Source organism: Empedobacter sp. UBA6305, assembly GCF_002440405.1.
Classification (GTDB): domain Bacteria; phylum Bacteroidota; class Bacteroidia; order Flavobacteriales; family Weeksellaceae; genus Empedobacter; species Empedobacter falsenii_B.
The window spans coordinates 70,338-86,962 of record NZ_DJTP01000041.1 but is presented as its reverse complement, the minus strand read 5'-3'; the positions used below and the strand labels follow the sequence as shown (position 1 = coordinate 86,962).

Annotated in this window: 13 protein-coding genes and 1 pseudogene; 10 read left to right on the top strand and 4 right to left on the bottom strand. The window is 31.8% G+C overall.

The window, feature by feature from the left end; all coding sequences use genetic code 11:
• Positions 1-82: 82 nt before the first annotated feature.
• On the bottom strand, positions 83-394 hold the full coding sequence (locus tag B3M86_RS10000; RefSeq protein ID WP_219033722.1) for a DUF3817 domain-containing protein: 312 nt from the start codon (positions 392-394) through the stop codon (positions 83-85).
• Between the two features lie 108 nt (positions 395-502).
• Here B3M86_RS10000 and B3M86_RS09995 point away from each other — a divergent pair, with 108 nt between their 5' ends.
• The 6 genes and pseudogenes from B3M86_RS09995 (at position 503) to B3M86_RS09970 (ending at position 8,878) form a co-directional block, all read left to right on the top strand.
• Complete coding sequence (locus B3M86_RS09995; RefSeq protein ID WP_291079028.1) at positions 503-2,131, top strand: hypothetical protein; 1,629 nt, start codon at positions 503-505, stop codon at positions 2,129-2,131.
• Between the two features lie 234 nt (positions 2,132-2,365).
• Positions 2,366-3,558: pseudogene (locus B3M86_RS09990) on the top strand (aminopeptidase C).
• A 113-nt stretch (positions 3,559-3,671) separates the two neighbouring features.
• A complete protein-coding gene (locus tag B3M86_RS09985; RefSeq protein ID WP_219033725.1) occupies positions 3,672-5,240 on the top strand; it encodes an NAD(P)/FAD-dependent oxidoreductase in 1,569 nt (522 codons plus the stop codon).
• A 73-nt stretch (positions 5,241-5,313) separates the two neighbouring features.
• Positions 5,314-5,517 carry a hypothetical protein gene (locus B3M86_RS09980; protein WP_291072354.1) on the top strand — a complete coding sequence of 68 codons (204 nt, stop codon included), beginning with the start codon at positions 5,314-5,316 and terminating at the stop codon, positions 5,515-5,517.
• Entirely contained in the window at positions 5,517-5,894 is a 378-nt protein-coding gene (gene crcB / locus B3M86_RS09975) for a fluoride efflux transporter CrcB (protein WP_125349605.1), read from the top strand. The genes B3M86_RS09980 and crcB overlap by 1 nt, the downstream gene beginning before the upstream one ends.
• Before the next feature lie 71 nt (positions 5,895-5,965).
• Entirely contained in the window at positions 5,966-8,878 is a 2,913-nt protein-coding gene (locus B3M86_RS09970) for a M16 family metallopeptidase (RefSeq protein ID WP_291047143.1), read from the top strand.
• An 85-nt stretch (positions 8,879-8,963) separates the two neighbouring features.
• Here the strand turns inward: B3M86_RS09970 and B3M86_RS09965 are convergent, their stop codons facing one another.
• The 3 genes from B3M86_RS09965 to B3M86_RS09955 form a co-directional block, all read right to left on the bottom strand.
• The gene (locus B3M86_RS09965; RefSeq protein WP_286494764.1) at positions 8,964-10,163 is read right to left on the bottom strand and encodes a helix-hairpin-helix domain-containing protein; all 1,200 of its coding nucleotides are present in this window, start codon (positions 10,161-10,163) and stop codon (positions 8,964-8,966) included.
• 133 nt (positions 10,164-10,296) lie between these two features.
• The gene (locus B3M86_RS09960) at positions 10,297-10,518 is read right to left on the bottom strand and encodes a PspC family transcriptional regulator (RefSeq protein ID WP_125349608.1); all 222 of its coding nucleotides are present in this window, start codon (positions 10,516-10,518) and stop codon (positions 10,297-10,299) included.
• A complete protein-coding gene (locus B3M86_RS09955; RefSeq protein ID WP_125349609.1) occupies positions 10,519-11,790 on the bottom strand; it encodes a DUF2851 family protein in 1,272 nt (423 codons plus the stop codon).
• Between the two features lie 105 nt (positions 11,791-11,895).
• On the opposite strand from B3M86_RS09955, the gene B3M86_RS09950 reads away from it, so the two are divergent.
• Genes B3M86_RS09950 through B3M86_RS09935 form a run of 4 tightly spaced genes read left to right on the top strand, consistent with a single transcriptional unit; the run spans position 11,896 to position 16,608 of the window.
• A complete protein-coding gene (locus B3M86_RS09950) occupies positions 11,896-12,525 on the top strand; it encodes a TetR/AcrR family transcriptional regulator (protein ID WP_280062831.1) in 630 nt (209 codons plus the stop codon).
• Complete coding sequence (locus B3M86_RS09945) at positions 12,515-13,810, top strand: TolC family protein (protein ID WP_286494765.1); 1,296 nt, start codon at positions 12,515-12,517, stop codon at positions 13,808-13,810. Before B3M86_RS09950 ends, B3M86_RS09945 begins: the two co-directional genes overlap by 11 nt.
• Before the next feature lie 11 nt (positions 13,811-13,821).
• Positions 13,822-15,015: an HlyD family secretion protein gene (locus tag B3M86_RS09940; protein WP_038332984.1), complete on the top strand. Its 1,194-nt coding sequence runs from the start codon at positions 13,822-13,824 to the stop codon at positions 15,013-15,015.
• Positions 15,016-15,036: 21 nt separating this feature from the next.
• Complete coding sequence (locus tag B3M86_RS09935) at positions 15,037-16,608, top strand: DHA2 family efflux MFS transporter permease subunit (RefSeq protein ID WP_291075830.1); 1,572 nt, start codon at positions 15,037-15,039, stop codon at positions 16,606-16,608.
• The last annotated feature ends 17 nt before the right edge of the window (positions 16,609-16,625 follow it).

The following is a 16,625-nucleotide window of genomic DNA, read 5'->3' as shown; positions in this document are numbered from 1 at the left end:
TTTAGAAAAATTTGATTCCTAAAACATAAAAAAACCTCAAACAATCACGTTTAAGGTTTTACTTTTTTATCTAATCGTTGTCTTATTTCGCTTCTTCAGCCAACATTTGTTTATATTTTTTGCCTTCGATTAATCTTTTTTCTGCCCAAATTGTTCCTCCAGGAATAACTGCTGCGATAAAAAAGATCATAAAAATTTTCCAAGACCAATTGTATTTTTCTTTCAATAAATAAACCAATATAATATAAGCTATAAACAATCCTCCGTGTACGCGTCCTGCGTATGTTACCCATGTCGGATCTTCCCAAATATATTTCATTGGCATTGCGATAAAAAACAAAACTATCGCAGAAATAGCTTCTAAATATCCAGTAATTTTAAATAATTTCAACATTCATCTTAAATTTGAAGTCAAAAATAATTTTTAATTTCCACATGAACACTAATAGATATCAGTAAAACAAATACTTAACATCTATTTTATACGTTATTATAAGCAACAATGCGATTTTTAGGCTACATATTCTTCTTTTTGATCCAAACTATTTTACTTTTTGGACAAGAAAAAACATATCATTTTTTACGATATAATGATGATACAAAATCGTATACAAAAGATTTCGAAAGCAAAAATCTTGATTCATCTTTAGATTCGCTTCAAAAAACAGGTTATTATACTTTGACGATTGATTCGATAAAAAATGAAAAAGTTTATCTAAATAAAGGAAAATTGTACCAAACAATTTGGGTGAAAAACAATGAATTGTTCGAAAATAAAAATAATTATTTCCCAACAAATAATTTAGATTCTATTCTAAATAAAATAGCAACAACCAACACTAATCAAGGTTATCCGTTTGCGCAAATAAAACTTGTTCCAAATGGTTTTGAACAAAATGAACAGAAAATTGAATTGGTTTTAGACAAAGGAAATCTGCGAACAATAGATGGTGTAAAATTGGTTGGTTACGAAAAATTATCCAAAGGTTATTTGCGTCATGGACTCAATATAAAAACTAGCGAAGTATACAATGAACAGAAGTTGGCAACAATTTCGACATTAATGCAACAAACCAATTATATTGCAGAAGCGCAATTACCACAAACTTTATTTAAGCCTGATTCTACGATTTTATATTTGTATCCTCGCAAAGTAAATTCAAATTATTTTGATGGTGTTTTAGGTTTTGGAACAGATGATAACGGCGATTTTAGATTGAACGGAAATGTACAACTTTCGTTGAACAACGTGTTCAATAGTTTGGAAGAAATCAGGTTAAATTGGATTGGAACAGCAAATAAAAATACGTCGTTGAATATTGGTGTTAAAGTACCTTATTTGTTCAAATCTGCGATTGGTTCGGAAACGAATTTCAAGCTTTTCAAACAAGATTCTGTTTTTGTGAATTTAGATTTTTCGGAGCGATTATTTTATCAACTCAACCTCAACTCGAATATTGGTGTAAGCGGAATTATACAATCGTCTAACTTTTTGTTGGAAGATGATTCCTATCTAAAATCGAGCTACGACGATTATTCGAAAATTGGTTTTGGTTTGAGTTATCACTATTTCCTGAAACATCCTTTTCGTTTGATGGAAGGAAAATCTATGTTGAATGTTGTGGTAAATTCGATTCGTAAAAAGGAAAAGAATTTTTCGTGGACAGAAGATTTGGAAAATAAAACCGTCAATCAAATTGAAGTTGGTCTAAAAACATTTCGTTTATTCGAATTGTCCAAAAAACATTTCTTAAAAGCTGGTGCAGAATTTAGAGGTTTGCTCACGAAAGACGATGATTTCTCCGAAAACGAATTGTACAGAATTGGTGGTTTCGGAAGTTTTAGAGGTTTTAACGAAGAAAGTATTACAACAAATATGTACGGATTTTTGAGTGCAGATTATCGTTTTGTTCCAAGCGAAGCATTCTATATTGGACTTTTCGCCGATTATGGTTTTATAGATAACAAACGCGCAAATCTGAATACGTCTTTGTTAAGTTTAGGAACTGGAATTTCTTTTTTAACTAAAATGGGAATTTTCAATTTGAGTTATGCAGTTGGTAAAACAGACGAAACTTCATTCGATTTTAAAGAATCTAAAATCCACTTTGGGATATTAAGCCAGTTTTAAAAAAACATTACAAAGTTTATTTATCTGTAACCTACATTTATTTAAATCATATCTGTTTGTAATGTCCGTAAAGAAACTTTTATCACAAACAAGTCTGTTTTAATTTACCAAACGTACTGTGTGAATGAATACTAAGAATTTTTATTAAAAAAACTTTAAATTTTTATAGGTTTATTGTTAACATTTTCGTGAAATTAGCTACTTATAAAATACTCACACAAAATAAATTTAAAAATGCGTAAAATTTTTTATCCAGTTTTAGCTTCAGCTTTATTTTTAGCTTCAGCTCAATTGGTGTCTGCACAAGACAATTTAGTTAATTCTTTGAACAAAAATGTTAGTGAAAATAGTAAAGAAGCTTTCAAATTTACTGACGTTATCAATTTAGCTAAAACTCCAGTAGAAAACCAAGGTTCATCAGGAACTTGTTGGTCATATTCAGGAAATTCTTTCTTCGAATCAGAAATGTTAAGAATGGGAAAACAACCTATTCAATTGTCTCCAATTTTCAATGCGAGAAATACATATGTTGAGAAAGGAAAACAATATGTTCGCATGCACGGTGCAACAACTTTAGGTGACGGAGGTTCTTTCTATGATGTTTTGAATACAATCAAAAAATACGGAGCTGTTCCAACTGAAACTTACACAGGTTTGAATTACGGAACAAAAACAAATCAATTTGGTGAAATGGCTGCAATTCAAGAAGGAGTTTTGAAAGCGGTTGTTGCAAATCCAAATGGTAAATTAACTCCAAACTGGGAGAAAGCCTATACAGCTGTTTTGGATAGCTATTTAGGAGAATATCCAAAAGAATTCACATACAACGGAAAAAAATACACACCACGTACATTTGCTGATCAAGTGGTAGGAATTAATCCAAACGATTATGTTGCGATTACATCTTTTAAAGATCACGACTATTACAAACCGTTTGTATTAGCGATTCCTGATAACTGGGCGTACGAATCTTTCTACAATGTTCCGATGACAGAGATGACTGATAACATTGATTATGCTTTGAAAAACGGATTTACAGTTGCTTGGGCAACAGACGTTTCTGAAAAGGATTTAGCTGGAAAAATGGTGTAGCGTATGTACCAGAAGTTGATTTTGCAGATATGAATGCGCAACAAAAAGCAGATATGTTCAAAGGTCCAAAACCAGAAAAAGTAATTACAGAAGATATGCGTCAGGCTGCTTTTGATGATTACCAAACGACTGATGACCACGGAATGCACATTGTTGGTATTGCAAAAGATCAAAACGGAAAAGATTACTACATCGTGAAAAACTCTTGGGGTTTAACTAACGATTACGAAGGATATCTTTATGTAACAAAAGCTTTTGTTCAGTACAAAACAACAAATATTTTAGTTCATAAAAACGGTGTTCAAAAACAAACGTTGAAAAAATTAGGATTATAATCTTAATTTATATAATAATGAAAAGCTGTCTTATGAGACAGCTTTTTTTGTTTAAAAACGAATATTTCAAATGGTTTGATGTACTTTTGCAGTCTAATTTTTAGTCAATAAATATGCCTCAAAATGTAACAATACGCATATCTCCTACAGAAGCTGCAAACGAGAAACTTCTGAAACAACGTTTAGCATCTGCTGTTAAAACAAAACCAGAGAATATCAATGCTTACCAAATTATTCGTCGCTCTTTAGATGCACGAAGCCGAAATATTATTTCCCAATTACAAGTCAATGTTTTTGTAAATGAAGAATTCTCTGATGCTTTCGAGTTTCATCCAAATCTTCAAAATGTAGAAAACAAACACGAAGTTTATATTGCTGGTGCTGGTCCTGCTGGATTATTTGCTGCGTTAGAATTAATAGAACAAGGTCTAAAACCAATTATCATCGAGCGTGGTAAAAATGTTCGTGATCGTCGTCGTGATTTAGCAGCAATGAATAAAGAAGGAAAAGTAAATCCTGAATCAAACTATTGTTATGGCGAAGGTGGCGCTGGAACTTATTCGGACGGAAAATTATATACGCGTTCTACAAAACGTGGAAACATTCTGAAATCATTGCAATGGTTTGTCCATTTCGGTGCAACAGAGCGTATTTTACAAGAAGCGCATCCACATATCGGAACAAATAAGTTACCTGGGATTATCGCCAACATGCGCGAAGCAATTATCGAATGTGGTGGTGAAGTTTGGTTTGATACAAAACTAACGGATATTATCATCGAGAATAATCAAATCAAAGGAATTGAAATTAATCATGATAAAAAAATTAAAACTTCTTCTTTGATCTTAGCAACGGGACATTCGGCTCGTGATATTTTCAGAATGTTAGATGAAAAGAAAGTTTTAATCGAAGCAAAACCTTTTGCATTAGGCGTTCGTGTAGAACATCACCAAAGTTTGATTGATTCTGCTCAATATCATTGTCCAATCGGAACAGAACGCAACGAATTTCTTCCGCCAGCCTCGTATTCATTAGTTTCTCAAGAAGCAGGTCGCGGCGTTTTCTCTTTTTGTATGTGTCCCGGTGGAATTATCGCGCCCGCATCTACAGACGAAGGAGAATTGGTAGTAAATGGTTGGTCACCTTCTAAACGTGACGGATTCTTTGCAAACTCGGGAATGGTTGTAACAGTTGATGAAAAAGATTTTGCTAAATATGGTTTTACTGGACCTTTGGGTGGAATGAAGTTTCAACAAATGGTCGAGCAAAAAGCGTGGCAAGTTGGTGAAGGTAAATTAAAAGCTCCCGCACAACGAATGACTGATTTTGTTTCAGGGAAATTATCCAATTCATTAAATGATTGCTCGTATTTACCAGGTTTAACATCAGGTTTATTGAGCGAAGTTTTACCAAAAGAAGTTCATCAATCTTTGAAATTAGGTTTCCAAACATTTGGTAAAAAAATGAATGGTTACTATACCGAAAATGCAAATATTGTGGCAACAGAATCAAGAACTTCTTCGCCTGTTCGTATTCCGAGAAATGAAGAAACCTTAGAACATACGCAAGTTGCTGGTTTATTTCCTTGCGCTGAAGGAGCTGGTTACGCTGGTGGAATTATTTCTGCCGCAATGGACGGAGCAAAAGTTGCAATTGCTGTGAAGAATTTTATCGGAAAATAGTTTTATATTTAATACTCAAAATAAAATACAGATGTCAAGCTGAACTTGTTTTAGCTTCACATCTTTAGGAATGATGAATTTAGAAAAAGTAAATAATTTCAAATTTTTATTGATTTCAGTAGTACTGATTTTGATAGGTTATTCAATCAACTTAATCGGTTGGAATATTGGAACAATTACAATTGCTTATTTTGGATTAGGTTTATTCTTTTTAGGAATTATTTCATTCATCATTTTACTATTTTTAGCTTTAATTAAAATTGTTAATAGAATTTAATGAATCTCTTAAAATCTATACTATTTGTCGGTTTAGGTGGCGCTTTTGGTAGTGTTGCAAGATTTTTAATTTCGTACGGAATCGGAAAATATTATTCACAACCTTTTCCATTTGCTACGTTTTTGACAAATATTATCGGTTGTTTTTTGATTGGCACTTTATATGGATATTCAATCAAAAATGGTTTAGGAAATACCTATTTCAATTTTTTACTGATAACTGGATTTTGTGGAGGTTTCACGACATTTTCAAGTTTTTCGTATGAAAATTTCAACTTAATTCAACAACAAAATTACATCACACCAATTATTTATATTTTTTTGAGTGTACTCATTGGTTTACTCTTTACAATGATTGGTTTTAGATTAACAAAATAACTCTATATCGAAAATAGTTTTCTCTTATTCGTTTTAATGTATTACTTTTAAGCAACTTAAAAAATTAATACATGAGGAAATCTATTTTGATCTGCGGAATCATTTTTGGTTCTGTATTTACTCACGCACAATTAAAAACAGTGAAAAAAACTGACAATAAAGGATATACCTACGAAATGGTAGAAAATGATCCTTCGAATACAAGAATTTATACGCTAAAAAATGGTTTGAAAATCTATTTGGCTCAAATAAAAGACGAACCAAGAATCCAAACTCATATAGCTGTAAAAACAGGTTCTAACAACGATCCAGAAGACAATACTGGTTTGGCTCACTACTTAGAGCATATGGTTTTTAAAGGAACTTCTAAAATTGGAACACAAAATTGGGCTGTTGAAAAACCTTTGATCCAACAAATTTCAGATTTATACGAACAGCACAAAGCAGAAAAAGATCCTGCAAAAAAAGTAGAAATCTATAAAAAAATTGATCAAGTTTCGCAAGAAGCATCCAAATATGCTGTGGCAAACGAATACGATAAATTAATTTCATCTTTGGGAGCATCAGGAACTAATGCACATACATCTTTAGAAGAAACAATTTATCATAATAATATTCCGAATAATGAATTAGAGAAATGGTTAACAGTAGAATCTGAGCGCTTTAGTGAATTAACTTTACGTCTTTTTCATACTGAATTAGAAGCCGTTTACGAAGAATTTAATCGTTCACAAGACAATGATGGACGTTTAGTTTTTTATAAAATGATGGAAACATTGTTTCCAAAATCGCATTACGGAACACAAACAACTATTGGAACTTCAGAACATTTAAAAAATCCATCAATGGTTGCAATTCATAATTATTTCGATAAATATTATGTAGCGAGCAATATGGCTGTGATGTTGATTGGTGATTTCGATTTTGATACGGCTGTTCCAATGATTGACAAATATTTTGGAAATTATGCTACAAAAGCAGCTCCTGCACAATATGTTGCAAAAGAAGAGCCGATTAAAACAATTGTAACAAGCGAAGTTTTTAGTCCATCTTCGGAACGTGTTCAGTTTGCTTACCGTTTTAACGGAGCAAAAAGTTCTGATGCAAAATATGTAACATTAATTGATTATATTTTAAGTAATTCTACAGCTGGATTAATCGACTTAAATATCAATCAACAGCAAAAAACATTAGGAGCAGGAAGCTCTTCTTCTTTCTTTAGAGATTATGGTATGCATTCTTTTTCTGGATCTCCAAAACAGGGACAAAGTTTAGAAGAAGTACGTGATTTATTAATTGCTCAGATTGAAAAAATCAAAAAAGGGGAATTTGATGATTGGATGATAGAAGCAGTTGTAAATGATTTAAGAAAATCTCGTATGAAAAGCTGGGAAAATACTCGTTCTTTAGCAGCAAGTTTGTACAAATCATATATCAATGATGTTCCTTGGGCAGAAGTTGTCGATCAATACGATGATATGGGTCGTGTAACAAAGCAAGAACTAATGGACTTTGCAAAGAATAATTATACGAATAATTATGTAATTGTTTACAAACGTCAAGGTGAAAACAAGGATTTGGTACGTGTTTCGAATCCTGGAATTACGCCAATTCAATTGAATCGTGATGCTGAATCTACTTGGTACAAAGATTTCATGAAGATTAAATCAAGTGAGATTAAACCAGTTTTTGTTGACTTCAAAAAAGAATTGAACGAAAGTAAAATCAAGAATGCAAAATTCACTTCGATTCAGAACAAGACAAACGATATTAGCTCTGTTTACTATATCGCGGATATGGGATCAGACAATAACAAAAAGCTTGGTTTAGCGATTAATTACTTAAATTATTTAGGAACGTCCAAATATTCGCCAGAAAACTTGAAAAAAGAGTTTTATAAAATTGGTGTTGATTATGGAGTTAATCCTGGTACAGAAAGAACTTCTGTTTATATCACAGGTTTACAAAAGAACTTAACAAGCGGAATCAAATTATTTGAACATCTTTTAAGTGATGCCGTTGCAAATAATGAATCTTACCAAGAATATGTGAAAACAATCTTGAAATCAAGAGAAAATTCAAAAAAGAACAAAAACGTGATTTCTTCTTTGTTGAACACTTATGCGCAATATGGACCAAATAATCGCTCGAGAGATATTATTTCTGAAGCTGATTTGAAAGCTATTGATCCAAAAGAATTAACGCAAATCATCAAAGATTTCTTTAATTACAAGCACCAAATTTTCTATTACGGAAATAATGAAGCGGAAACGAAAAAAGCAATTGAACAAAATCATAATTTCGGGAAAAATTTAGATTATCCTAAGAAAAAAGAATATCCACAACCAGCTACAGATGGCAAAGTATATTTTGCTCCTTACGATATGGTACAAGCGGAAATTAATTTCTTTGCTCGTGATACTAAATATGATCCAACTTTGTTGACATCTACAGGAATTTTCAATGAGTATTTTGGTGGAGGTTTGTCATCTATCGTTTTCCAAGAAATTCGCGAGTCTAAATCATTGGCTTATTCTGCTGGTTCTTATTACATTAATGCAAATAAAAAAGATAATTACAATTATGTAAGAGCTGTAATTGGAACACAAGCAAACAAATTGCCACAAGCTGTTGACGCAATGAAAGAATTAATGAATAATATGCCAAAAGCAGAAAATCAATTCAATAATTCTAAACAAGCAGCACTTAAGCAAATCGCTACAAGTCGTTATACAAAAGCAAATGTGTTCTTTTATTGGTTATCATTACAAGATAAAGGTCTAAATTATGATATCAATAAAGATATTTACGATCAAACATCTAAATTAACATTAGAACAATTGGATCAATTTTTCCAAAAACATATCAAAGGTCAAAACTTCAATGTTGGTTTAATTGGTAAGAAAGAAAACTTAGATTGGCCATCTGTTGAAAAACTTGGACAAGTAAAAGAATTAACGTTAGAAGAGCTGTTTAACTACTAATAATCAGAAATTATAAAAACCAATAAACGCGTTTAGGAAATCCTATAACGCGTTTATTTTTTAAAACTAACCTATGAATGAATAATCACTCAAAAACCAAATAAGGCTCAATTTCCCTAAACTTTTCTTCACTTATCGCATAACATCTTTTCAATGTTTTTGCATCTTTAAAACTCCCACCTAACGAACGTTTAAAATTAAGAATCGTATTTACTTGTTTCTCTGTGAAACCGAGTTTTATCCAATCCTCATGACTCAAATTATTTGGATTAAACTTACCTTTTATTTCTATTTTTTCTGCTACTTTATCTTCACTTTTTGACTGTTCAACTTTTGGCTGCTCAGCTTTATAAATTACATTTTCAGGTAAATCAATATAAGATTCCATTTCTGCATATTTTTCATCCGAAATCATATAACATTTTTTCAATTGTTCTTTCGATTTAAACTGACCTCCCAAAATATTTTTATATTTCATAATTGAAGCAGCTTGTTTAGACGAAAAACCTATTTTTTGCCAATCATTTTCAGAATAACTATTTGGATTAAATTTTACATATTGAATCTTTTTGCCACTTTGTTTTTTCTCATTTTTTTCATCTTCCTTTGATTTTTCTGGTAACAAAATATACGTTTTCATCTCTGCATATTTCGCATCATCAATCACAAAACATTTCCTCAATTGCTCTTTCGAGGTAAACTTTCCTCCAACAATCTGTTTATATTTCATGATTATTTCTGCCTGTTTTGGCGAAAAACCAAGTTTTTCCCAGCCTTGTTGTGGCAAATCATTTGGATTGAAATTTTTGTAAACTATTTTAGTTTTTGGTGATGAATAATCTATAAAACTCGATTTAGATTGTTCTGGTAAAAGAACAAAAGGAGCTAATTCATTATACTTTCCTTCATCGATAACATAACATTTCTTAAGCTGTTCTTTCGATGTAAATTCTCCGCCAACAATTCCTTTATATTTCAAAATGACTTCGGCTTGACGTTCCGAAAACCCTAAATTCATCCAATCTTCTAAAGATAATTCGTTTGGGTTAAAGGGTTTGATTGAATCTTTTACTTGTTTATTTGAAGTAGAATTAAATGTATAATTTTTCGGAGTTTTTTGATAATTTGCTAGCAAAGCTTTATCTGCTTCTGATAATTGATATGTTTCTTTTTCAACTGAAATATGTTGAAAAATCTCAAATAACAAAATCAAAACAAATAATAAATACAAGCCAAATCTTTGCGATTTATTCAGGTAAAAAGTAGATTTTTTTAAATATTTCATCTTGGTTGGAAAAGAAGTGAAAATAATATCCTTATCAAACACTCACGATATCGAAAACGACATAACCATCAAATATTTAACAAATTAAGAAATCTAAAATTAATAAAAGGTTTTAAGTATTTGTAAATATTTTTTACAAATCAAAAACCGATTTTCGTTTGATAACAAAACAATCTTTTACCCAAAAAAAGAATAACATAATAAAATAACCAATAAAGGTTAAACCGAAAGTTGCAAAGGTTAAATAAATGAAAATCAAACGTAATTTTGCAACGCGAATTCCCAATTTGTCTGCAAATCGCGAAATCACATTAAACCATTCTGTTTCAGTAAAATTCCTAATTTGATCTTTCATTTAACGTAAAATTTGTTGTCCGATAGCGCAATTTAAACATTTTTTTTCGGAGCAATATCTTTTTTTAAGTTGAATTAATTGTTGAGAATCTTTTGCGGTTTTATTTTCAAAACCAATTCGTTCAAATTCATCTAAAATCGAGTTATTTTCCGCTTCCATTTCATTTAATAAATCCAAATAAAAATCAATTTCTACCTCATCTTTTTGTCGCTCAAAAGCATAACGAATCGGAATAATAGAATTGATGAGCAAATTATTTATTTTATCTTTTGAAAGATTTTTGAGTTGAAATTTTGATTCGTTCTTAAATGTATAATGCGTTTCCCAAAAAGAATTTAATTCCAAATTTTCGAAGATTTTATAAAATTCTTTCAAATTTTTTGGCTGAATAATTTCAGAAAACAAACTTTGATAATTCACATAAATCGATGCTAATTGCGCCAAACGAATCGTCGGAAAACCAATTGGTCGCATTTTCGAAAATCGGAACAAACTATTTTCAATTGATTCTAATTGATATTTATTTTTCAGGAATTGATATTCGTTTTTTAATTGCTTAGAATAATCATTCTCATAGTTTTCTTCTAAAAAACTGGCTTGTCCAAAAAACAAGGCTTCAACTTTTTGGGCATTAAATTGTATTTTTTGCAAAACTTTGAACGGAAAAGAATTTGCCCAAATCTCAAAAGTTTCTACATTAACTTTTAATCCAAAATTCTTTGCCAAACTTTTGAACAATGTTTCTTCCCAATTGGAATTATTGTGTTCTAAAATTTGTACAATATCGTTTGTTTTTTCTTCGAAACGTTCGATTAAAATTCGTTCAAACCAAAAAGAAAATTGCTTCAAATCAATTGAATCTAAAAATTCTTCACAATAAATTTTATCCAACTTAGAATTAATAATATTTTGATAATTAAAAACAATTTCCGGTTTTACAAAATCTTGTAAAATCAAAGTTTGTACATTACGTTGACGCAAAATATCAACTTCACAATCGTGATTCCATACAACATGCAAAATCACATTTTGATACGATAAATCATTCGAATGTTGATGAAAATTCCAATCCGAAGAATTGACATGCATTTCGACACTTCCAATCCACAATTTATCGCCAATGATGATTTCTGCTTCCAAAAAATCTGGCCCAGCATGATGGTTTAACTTTCCAACTTTCACAATTTCAATGAAATCTCCATGAAAAGTTTGTAAGCTTTGATGTGAAAATTGATTCAATTTCCAAATATGATGTAGAAAAATTTCTTTCATAGACAAAAGTTAATCAATGAATTATAAAAAATCATTAAAATAAATACTTATTTTTTTTAAATTAATTAAACGTTTGTTTAACTTTGCGCGTTCAATTTTTATAAGATGAAATTAAGTGAGAAGCAAATAGAAATTTTGGGCGCGGCTGAACGAGTTTTTGGAAGACGAGGAATTGATGCTGCAAGTGTTCGAGAAATTGCAAAAGAAGCAAACATTAATATTGCGATGATTAGCTATTATTTTGGATCAAAAGATAAATTGGTCGAGAATTTATTTAGTTGGCGTATCACAACTTTCAATGAATCATTGGCCTCAATTTCACAAAATTCTACACTTTCTCCATTTGAAAAGTTACAGTCAATCCTAAAAGCTTATTTGAATAGAATTTTGGATAAACCTGAATTTCATCGAATTATGGCAAGAGAATATTCGAAAAGAGATTCAATTTTAGAAATTGATTGTAAAGTCAATGACTTAAAAACAAAAAATTTAGAATATATCACAAATATTATTAGTGAAGGATATTCTGAAGGCGTTTTTAAAAGAAAAGCTCCTGCCGAAGCTGTTGTAATGGTAGTTATTGGTGGAACATCTTATTTGATTTTGAACGAAAAAACATATATGAAACAATGGGGATTATCTTCTCATGAAGAGTTTACAGAACATATTCACGAAGAATATTACCCTTATTTAATAGATTCTTTAAAAGCAATTTTACTATACGATGAAAAATAAAATTTTCTTACCGATTTGTTTAGTTGTTGCTACTTTCGCTCATGCGCAGGAAACCAACGTTTCTTTGCAGGAAGTTATTCAACAAAGTTTGCAGAACAACAAATCTGTGAAAGTTGCCGAAGCTGCTAAAAATACAAGTGAGTATAAAGTACAAAGCGCGAAAAACAATCGTTTACCAGACATTTCGTTGAGTGGACAATACATGCATTTGTTTACGACAACAAATGTAGACATCAAACTTCCGATGCAATCTTCTGGTGGAGGAATGGGAGTTGAACCGAGCCAATTATTATTAGGACAAGCAAGTGCTTCTGTCCCTGTTTTTGCTGGATTTAAAATTAAAAATGCAATCAAAAGCAGTGAATTGATGGTTGATTTATCAAACTTACAAATCGAAGCAACAAAAGAAAATGTGGTTTGGCAAGCTATTAATTTATATTTTGGATTGTACAAAACGCAACGTTCTATCGATGTTTTGAATGAAAACTTAGTGAGAGCAAATCAACGTGTGAAAGATTTTCAAAACTTTTTGGATAACGGAATCATCGCGAGAAATGATTTGTTGAGAGCAAAATTACAAGCATCGAATGTGCAAGTTGCAATTGATGAAGCCGAAACGCAATACAAAAACATTAATTACCGATTGAATTTATTGACTGGACAAGACGAAAGTAAAATCGTTCATGTTGATAATGTAGAAACCTTGAAAACCATCAATCAAAATTCTCAAGATTACGTCAATCGTACAGATGTTAAATCATATGATGTAAAAAATCAGATTGCTGATAGTCAAATCAAAATTGCGAAAGCAGCTTATTACCCTCAATTAGCGGTTTCAGCTGGATATATTGCGATGGATATTGATAAAGTTGCTTCGGTTACAAATGCAACAAATGTTGGTGTTGGATTGAAATATGATTTATCTTCTTTGTATAAAAATAAAGCAGAAGTTGAAATTGCAAAAGCTCAGAAATTAGAAAATGAGATGCAAAAAGAAACGACAATTGATAAAGCTAAAGTTGAAATGAACGAAGCTTTTCAAAAGTATGATTTAGCAAAAAAGAAAAATAATGTTTACAAAGAAGCTGTAGAACAAGCGAACGAAAACTACAGAATTGTAAAAGATAAAAATGACAACGGATTGGCTGATACAGACGATTTATTAGAAGCAGATGTACAACAATTGCAAGCAAAAATCAATCAAGTTGTCGGAGATGCTGACGAACAATTAGCGATCTACGAATATTACTATACTACAGGAATTTTATTAGAAAACGTACAATAACACCTCTCGATATGGAAGAAAATAATCAAGAAAAGAAAAAAATAAATTCAAAATTTATCATCGTTTTAGGAGCATTAATCATCCTTGGAGGTGGATATGGAGTTTATAAATATTTACACGGACAAGCGCACGAAATTACTGATGATGCACAAATTGAATCAAAAATAACACCTGTTATACCTAAAGTTTCAGGATACATTCAGAAGATTTTAGTAGAAGATAACCAAATGGTTCACAAAGGTGATACATTAGTTGTTTTGGACGGATCTGAATTTGCCTTGAAATTGCAACAATCGCAAGATGCTTTATTACAAGCAGAAGGTCAATTAGGAGTTGCTCACGCAGGTGTTTCTCAAGCTGGTGCAGCTATTGGAGTGACAGAAGCTGGTGCAGTTGCAGCAAATACAACAATCGAAACAGCTCAAGCAAGTGTTAATACAGCTCAAGCAAATGTAGAAGCAGCAAAAGTACAAGTTTGGAGAACGAAAAATGATTTTGATCGTTACAATAAATTATACCAAAATCAATCGATCACAAAACAACAATACGAGCAAGCTTTAGCAGCAAAAGAAACAGCTGAAAAGCAATTGCGAATTGTACAAGAACAATTAGGTGTTTCTCGTGCTCAATTAGCTTCTACAGCAAAACAAGCGCAAGCTACAGCAAAACAAGTGAACACTTCGAAAGCGCAAGCTGATGCTTCAAAAGCACAAATAAAAGTAGCGGAAGCAGCAATAGGTCAAAGCAAAACAAACATCGATAATGCAAAATTATATTTGTCTTATACGTATGTAATTGCAGCTGAAGATGGACAAGTTTCTAAAATTAATTTACAACCAGGACAATTGGTTCAAGCTGGTCAATCTTTGTTTAATATTGTGACTACAAATAATATTTGGGTTGTGGCAAATTACAAAGAAACTCAATTAGAAAAAATTAGAGTTGGACAAGAAGCCATCATCAAAGTAGATGCATATCCAAACCACGAATTCAAAGCGAAAGTAACGTCTTTATCTCCTGCAACTGGTGCTAAATTTGCGTTATTACCTCCAGATAATGCGTCTGGTAACTTCGTAAAAACAGTTCAACGTCTTCCTATTAAAATCGAATTTATCGATCAAAAAGACGAAATGTTGAAAATGATTCGTCCAGGTATGAACGTGGAAGCTGATATTCTTTTAAAATCGAATACTTCTGCAAAGTAATAACACCTATTCAGAAAAATTATGGAAGAAAATAATTTAGTTGAATATGGTGCAAGACGTGTAATCATCACCATTACCGCCATCATGTGTGCATTGTTAGAGATTGTTGACACAACAATTGTTAACGTTGCGATGAATGACATGAAAGGTAGTTTGGGTATCTCTTTAACTGATATTGCGTGGGTGGTTACCGCTTACGCAATTGCCAATGTAATTGTAGTACCGATGACCAGCTGGTTGTCGCAACAATTTGGACGACGCAATTATTTTGCGGCTTCGATTATCATTTTTACAGTTGCCTCATTTCTTTGTGGAAATGCAACAACGTTGTGGGAAATTATCTTGTTCCGATTTATTCAAGGACTTGGTGGTGGAGCACTGTTGGTAACTTCGCAAACCATCATTACCGAAAGTTATCCACCCGAAAAGCGTGGTTTAGCGCAGGCAATTTATGGAATGGGAGTTATTGTTGGTCCTACGCTTGGTCCGCCTTTAGGAGGTTATATTATTGATAATTGGTCTTGGCCATATATATTTTACATCAATATTCCGATCGGGATTATTGCCGTATTGTTAACGATATCATTTGTTCGTAGCCCAAAATATGCAGAGAAATCAAAACTAAGTCAAGTCGATTTCTTGGGAATTATTTTGTTAGCCATTGCAGTTGGATCGTTACAATACGTATTAGAACACGGACAACAAGACGACTGGTTCTCAGATTCGACAATTGTAACCTTGAGTATCGCAAGTTTCTTCGGATTCATTTTATTTGTTTGGCGAGAATTAGTTTTCAAACATCCAATTGTAAATTTACGTGTACTGAAAGATAGCAACTTAGCAGTTGGTACTATTTTATCCTTCATCTTAGGATTTGGATTATATGGATCGACATTCATTATTCCAATTTATACACAATCAATCTTAGGATGGACTGCAACTGATGCAGGTTTATTATTAATTCCTTCATCGTTGATGACTGCTTTCATGATGCCAATCATCGCAACAATGTTACAAAAAGGTGTACCACCAAAATACATGGTTGCAGGAGGATTCTTTATCTTTTTCTGTTACAGTTTTTGGTCATACAAAATCTTAACACCAGACACAGGTTCCGAGCATTTCTTTTGGCCATTAATTGTTCGTGGAGTTGGATTGGGATTATTATTTGTACCTGTTACCACACTTTCACTTTCAAGTTTGAGAGGGCAACAAATTGGTGAAGGAGCTGCCTTTACAGGAATGATGCGTCAGTTAGGAGGATCTTTTGGTATCGCGATTATTACAACATTTATTTCTCGTTGGACAGTTGGACACCGAACAAATTTAGTTTCGCATCTTGATACATCCGATTTTGATGTACAAAAACATATTCAGAATTTACAAATGAGCTTCATTAGTAAAGGTTTTGCCCCAAATGAAGCATTAAATAAAGCCTATAACCTACTCGATTTACAAGTTACCAAACAAGCAACTGTGTTAACTTATATGGATGTTTTCTTGTATTTGGGTGTAGTTTTCCTAATCTGTATTCCATTTATTCTGTTCTTTATCAAAAAAGGAGCAGGTAAAGTAATCAGTGCAGGACATTAAAAAAGAATAATTATTTT

Excerpts from the sequence above, each read along its gene's own strand:
- B3M86_RS10000 (WP_219033722.1), bottom strand. The coding sequence starts at position 394 with ATGTTGAAATTATTTAAAATTACTGGATATTTAGAAGCTATTTCTGCG.
- B3M86_RS09995 (WP_291079028.1), top strand. The coding sequence starts at position 503 with ATGCGATTTTTAGGCTACATATTCTTCTTTTTGATCCAAACTATTTTA.
- B3M86_RS09985 (WP_219033725.1), top strand. The coding sequence starts at position 3,672 with ATGCCTCAAAATGTAACAATACGCATATCTCCTACAGAAGCTGCAAAC.
- B3M86_RS09980 (WP_291072354.1), top strand. The coding sequence starts at position 5,314 with ATGAATTTAGAAAAAGTAAATAATTTCAAATTTTTATTGATTTCAGTA.
- crcB (WP_125349605.1), top strand. The coding sequence starts at position 5,517 with ATGAATCTCTTAAAATCTATACTATTTGTCGGTTTAGGTGGCGCTTTT.
- B3M86_RS09970 (WP_291047143.1), top strand. The coding sequence starts at position 5,966 with ATGAGGAAATCTATTTTGATCTGCGGAATCATTTTTGGTTCTGTATTT.
- B3M86_RS09965 (WP_286494764.1), bottom strand. The coding sequence starts at position 10,163 with ATGAAATATTTAAAAAAATCTACTTTTTACCTGAATAAATCGCAAAGA.
- B3M86_RS09960 (WP_125349608.1), bottom strand. The coding sequence starts at position 10,518 with ATGAAAGATCAAATTAGGAATTTTACTGAAACAGAATGGTTTAATGTG.
- B3M86_RS09955 (WP_125349609.1), bottom strand. The coding sequence starts at position 11,790 with ATGAAAGAAATTTTTCTACATCATATTTGGAAATTGAATCAATTTTCA.
- B3M86_RS09950 (WP_280062831.1), top strand. The coding sequence starts at position 11,896 with ATGAAATTAAGTGAGAAGCAAATAGAAATTTTGGGCGCGGCTGAACGA.
- B3M86_RS09945 (WP_286494765.1), top strand. The coding sequence starts at position 12,515 with ATGAAAAATAAAATTTTCTTACCGATTTGTTTAGTTGTTGCTACTTTC.
- B3M86_RS09940 (WP_038332984.1), top strand. The coding sequence starts at position 13,822 with ATGGAAGAAAATAATCAAGAAAAGAAAAAAATAAATTCAAAATTTATC.
- B3M86_RS09935 (WP_291075830.1), top strand. The coding sequence starts at position 15,037 with ATGGAAGAAAATAATTTAGTTGAATATGGTGCAAGACGTGTAATCATC.